The organism is Flavobacterium sp. (assembly GCF_040382755.1).
Lineage (GTDB): Bacteria > Bacteroidota > Bacteroidia > Flavobacteriales > Flavobacteriaceae > Flavobacterium.
Map to the genome: position 1 here is coordinate 1 of NZ_JBEIET010000137.1, position 4,548 is coordinate 4,548.

Consider the following 4,548-nt stretch of genomic DNA (forward strand, 5'->3'; position numbering starts at 1 on the left):
AGATTTAATCACCAAATGGGTGAAACCTTTGTATTACCAGAAGCAAAAATAGATGAGCAAATTATGATTATTCCGGGAACAGATGGGCATAAAATGAGTAAATCAAGAAATAATTTCATCAATATTTTTGTAGACGATAAAACGCTTTTAAAACAAATAAAAGGCATCGAAACAGATAGTACACCTTTAGAAGATCCAAAAAATCCAGATACTTGTAATGTGTTTGGCTTATATAAATTATTAGCTTCGCCAGAACAAACTGCAGATTTAAAAGCCAAATATTTAGCTGGAAATTATGGTTTTGGACACGCCAAACAAGCGCTTTTTGATTTAATTACTGAAAAATTTAAATCCGAAAGAGAAAAATATAATTACTTCATAAACCACCCTGAAGAAGTAGATAAATTACTTTTTGAAGGAGCTAGAAAAGCAGGTAAAGTAGCAGATGGCGTATTAAAAAGAGTACGAGAAAACCTTGGCTTTATGTAGCGTTTTTTTACACAGATTTTCACAAATTTCACAGATTTCACACATTAGTTTCGTGCTAATCTGTGAAATCTGTGTTTTAAAAAAATTAGGATAATAGTATAAATTAGTTACTGTTGTGTAATTATATGACTTTAAATTCCGTGACTGTTCTTTCAACTTTACGACTTTATGACTTTCTACTTAAACCTATAGCGCTTCAAAAAACTTGCCTGGTAAAGGTCTAATAACGCCTTTTAACTCCATATTTAATAACAAAGATGAAATTTTAAAAATAGGGAAATCGCAATCTAATGCTATAATATCCATCAATTCATTTTCTTTATTTACTAAATAGTCATAGATTTTTTGTTCTTCCTCCGTCAAGGAAACGAAAAGTTGTTTTTGGATGGGTTTGCTTTCTTTTTTCGTATCAATATCCCAATTTAAAATATATACCAAATCGGCTACACTATTCAATAAATGGGCGCGCTGAGTTTTTATTAATTTGTTACACCCTTGGCTAAATTTATCGGTAATTCTTCCCGGTACAGCAAATACATCTCTGTTGTAATCATTCGCTATATTGGCCGTAATTAGTGAGCCGCCTTTTTCGGCACTTTCAATTACAATAGTAGCTTCGCACATACCTGCTACAATTCTATTTCGTTTGATAAAGTTTTCTCTATCCGGATTTGAAGTACTCCAAAATTCGGTCATAAAACCGCCATTTTGCTCCATTTGAGAAATATACTTTTTATGTGATTTTGGATATATTTGATTCAAACCGTGAGCCAAAACTCCAATAGTTTGTAAATTATTTTGCATTGCCGCTTGATGTGCCACAATGTCAACTCCATAGGCAAAACCACTAACAATAATTGGGTTCAATGGTGCTAAATCTTCCAAAAGTGTATTGGTAAATGCGACTCCATAAGGGCTAATTTGACGGGTTCCTACGATATTAATTACTCTTTTATTTTGCAAATTAATAGCACCTGATTGAAATAAAACAGTTGGACCATCGGCACAATGTTTTAAGCGTTCTGGGTACGAATCGTCTTCAAATGTAGTATAAGAAATTTGTTCTTTTTCGATGAAACGAAGTTCATTTTCCGCCCAATTAAAAATCTTTTTTTCTTGTAAATTTTTGTAGAGATAATCACCTATGCCGTCAATGGCAACAAATGCTTTTTTAGAGGTTTGGAAAACTGCAGCGGCAGAACCGCATTGTTTAATTAGTTTTTTGGCAACAACATCACCAATTCCTTCCACTTTTAAGAGTGCGAGTGTGTGTAATAATTCGTTATGTAACATGGCGTATAATATATCCTACAAATATATTTATTTTTTTAGTAATTTTTAAAAAAACCGCAAAACGAAGAAAATTTATTTTTTAAATTGTTAATAAAAATTGTTAATAAAATTTTGTTTTTGGGCTTGAATACTTAATTTTGCATAGATGAAAATAGAAAAATACATTTCAGAATTGTTGTACAGATACCAATGCGTAGGCGTTCCGGGTTTTGGAGCGTTTTTATGCGAATGGCAATCTGCGCAAGTTATTGTGGCTCAAAATTCGTTTGTACCGCCGAAAAAAGTAATTTCTTTTAATTCTCATATAAAAAACAATGATGGTTTATTGGCCAATCATATCGCATTACAAGAAAAAATAAGTTACGAAAACGCCGTAAGCAAAATTCATACTCAAGTTGTTTTTTGGTTAGAAAAATTAGAAAATAAAGAAAGTTTGGTATTAGAAAATATTGGTGAAATTTTTTCAAATTCGGAACATAATTTTGTTTTCAAGCCGAATACAGCAATTAATTATTTGACAGATTCTTTTGGTTTGGCTGGTTTTAATTCGCCAGAAATAGCAAGAGAAAATCAAATTCAAACTGAGATTACCTTAGAAGTTGCGCCTCAAATTGAAACGCCTGTTTCAGTTGATGCTACCTCGGAAGAAGAAACTCCAGTTATTCCATTAAACGGAAAAAATCGTACGAAAACCTGGATGAAATATGCTGCAGCTGTGGCCATTTTTGCCTCTGCAGGAACGTATGGTTACAAAATGTATTTTGACTACACGATTGAACAACAAACAAGTATCGTAGAAAAAACGGTGCAAGAAAAAATAAATCAAAAACTTCAAGAGGCTACGTTTGTGATTCCAAATCCAATAAACGCTGTTGATTTAACTTTAGAAGCAACACATACCGAAAAATACCACGTAGTTGCAGGTGCATTTAGAAGCAAACAAAACGCGATTAATGCTATGAATGATTTAATATCAAAAGGTTTTGAAGCGCATTTATTGAAGGAAAACAAATACGGTTTAATACCCGTTGCTTTTGGTAGTTTTTCTAATTTAACTGAAGCTCAAAATTTAAAAATTCAAATAAAAGCAAAAGATAGCGTTGACGCTTGGTTGCTAATAGACTAATCCCAATTTTGGGATTTTTTTATACCCTATTTTTAAATCAGAGTTAGTATCTTTGTAAAAAAAATAATGCAAAACAAATATCCTTCAGACTCCGTTACAACATTAACCGATTTAGTGTTACCTGGCGAAACCAATCCATTAAACAATTTATTTGGTGGCGAATTATTAGCACGAATGGATAGAGCCGCAAGTATTACTGCGCGTCGTCATTCGAGAAGAATTTGCGTTACGGCTTCGGTAAACCACGTGGCGTTTAACAGAGCCATTCCGTTAGGAAGTGTGGTTACGGTAGAATCGAAAGTATCGAGAACTTTCAATACTTCTATGGAAATTTTTATTGATGTTTGGATTGAAGATAGAGAATCAGGTATTAAAAATAAAGCCAACGAAGCCATTTATACGTTTGTTGCCGTTGACGAAACTGGAAGTCCTGTTCCGGTGCCACCCATTGAACCACAAACCGAATTAGAAATACAACGTTACGACGCCGCACTAAGAAGAAAACAATTAAGCTTGGTATTGGCAGGAAAAATGAAACCAAGTGACGCAACTGAATTAAAAGCATTGTTTACCAACTAATACATCATATGGATTTTTATAAATTAGCAATAAAAGAAATCAAACGAGAAACAAAAAATGCAGTTTCAATCGTTTTTAATATTCCACAAGAACTAAAAACGGCTTACCAATTTATAGCTGGGCAATATGTAACTTTAAAACTAACTTTAGACGGTAAAGAACTTCGTAGAGCCTATTCTATTTGTTCTTCACCAAAAAGTGATGAAATGCGAATTGCAGTAAAAGAAGTAAAAAACGGTACTTTTTCGAAATTTGCCAACACAAAATTAGCTGTTGGTGATTTGTTAGAAGTAAGTATTCCTGAAGGAAAATTTACGTTTGAAGCCAAGCAAGAACACCAAAGAAGCTATGCCGCTTTTGCAGCTGGTAGTGGAATTACTCCTGTTTTATCGATTGCAAAAAGTGTCTTAGAAGAAGAACCAAATAGCACTTTTGTTTTAATTTATGGCAACAAAGACGAATCGGAAACTATATTTCACGAGGAATTAAAGGCGCTTCAATTAAAAAATTTAGGTCGCTTTTTTGTGCATTTTGTATATAGTCAAGCCAATATTGCTGGCGAATTATCTGGAAGAATTGACAAAAATGTTGTACATACTGTTTTAAAAACCAAACATTCCGATAAAACCTTTTCTAAGTTTTATTTGTGCGGACCAGAAGCAATGATACAAGTAGTTACGGCGACTTTAAAAGAAAACAATGTAGCTGAAAAAGACATTAAATTTGAATTATTTGGCACTTCAACTGCCTCAGAAAACAAAGTTGTGTCTGGAAATGAAGGTCACACAGCTATTTCAATTACAGTAGATGCTGATGAAGTTTCGTTTGAAATGAGTCAACAACAAACCATTTTAGAAGCGGCTTTAAAACAAGGTTTAGACGTGCCTTATTCTTGCCAAGGCGGTATTTGTAGCAGCTGTATTTGTCGTGTGACAGAAGGAAGCGCTACGATGAAGAAAAACCAAATTTTAACAGATAATGAAGTAGCTGAAGGATTGGTTTTAGCTTGTCAAGCCGTGCCAACAACCTCTGAAATTAAAATTGATTTTGATGATATTTAA

The 4,548-nt window shown here is 33.3% G+C and carries 5 protein-coding genes; 4 read left to right on the plus strand and 1 reads right to left on the minus strand.

Going from position 1 to position 4,548, the window contains the following annotated elements:
* Positions 1-489 (plus strand): tryptophan--tRNA ligase (locus ABWO04_RS09930; protein ID WP_502903982.1); only part of this gene is annotated, 489 nt, incomplete at its 5' end.
* A gap of 186 nt (positions 490-675) precedes the next feature.
* On the opposite strand, the gene dprA is transcribed toward ABWO04_RS09930, so the two are convergent.
* Positions 676-1,782: a DNA-processing protein DprA gene (gene dprA, locus ABWO04_RS09935; RefSeq protein ID WP_353079558.1), complete on the minus strand. Its 1,107-nt coding sequence runs from the start codon at positions 1,780-1,782 to the stop codon at positions 676-678.
* Between the two features lie 145 nt (positions 1,783-1,927).
* Here dprA and ABWO04_RS09940 point away from each other — a divergent pair, with 145 nt between their 5' ends.
* The 3 genes from ABWO04_RS09940 (at position 1,928) to ABWO04_RS09950 (ending at position 4,548) form a co-directional block, all read left to right on the plus strand.
* Positions 1,928-2,908: an HU domain-containing protein gene (locus ABWO04_RS09940; protein ID WP_353079559.1), complete on the plus strand. Its 981-nt coding sequence runs from the start codon at positions 1,928-1,930 to the stop codon at positions 2,906-2,908.
* A gap of 66 nt (positions 2,909-2,974) precedes the next feature.
* The gene (locus tag ABWO04_RS09945; protein ID WP_353079560.1) at positions 2,975-3,487 is read left to right on the plus strand and encodes an acyl-CoA thioesterase; all 513 of its coding nucleotides are present in this window, start codon (positions 2,975-2,977) and stop codon (positions 3,485-3,487) included.
* 8 nt (positions 3,488-3,495) lie between these two features.
* Positions 3,496-4,548, plus strand: a complete 1,053-nt coding sequence (locus ABWO04_RS09950; RefSeq protein ID WP_353079561.1) for a 2Fe-2S iron-sulfur cluster-binding protein — start codon at positions 3,496-3,498, stop codon at positions 4,546-4,548.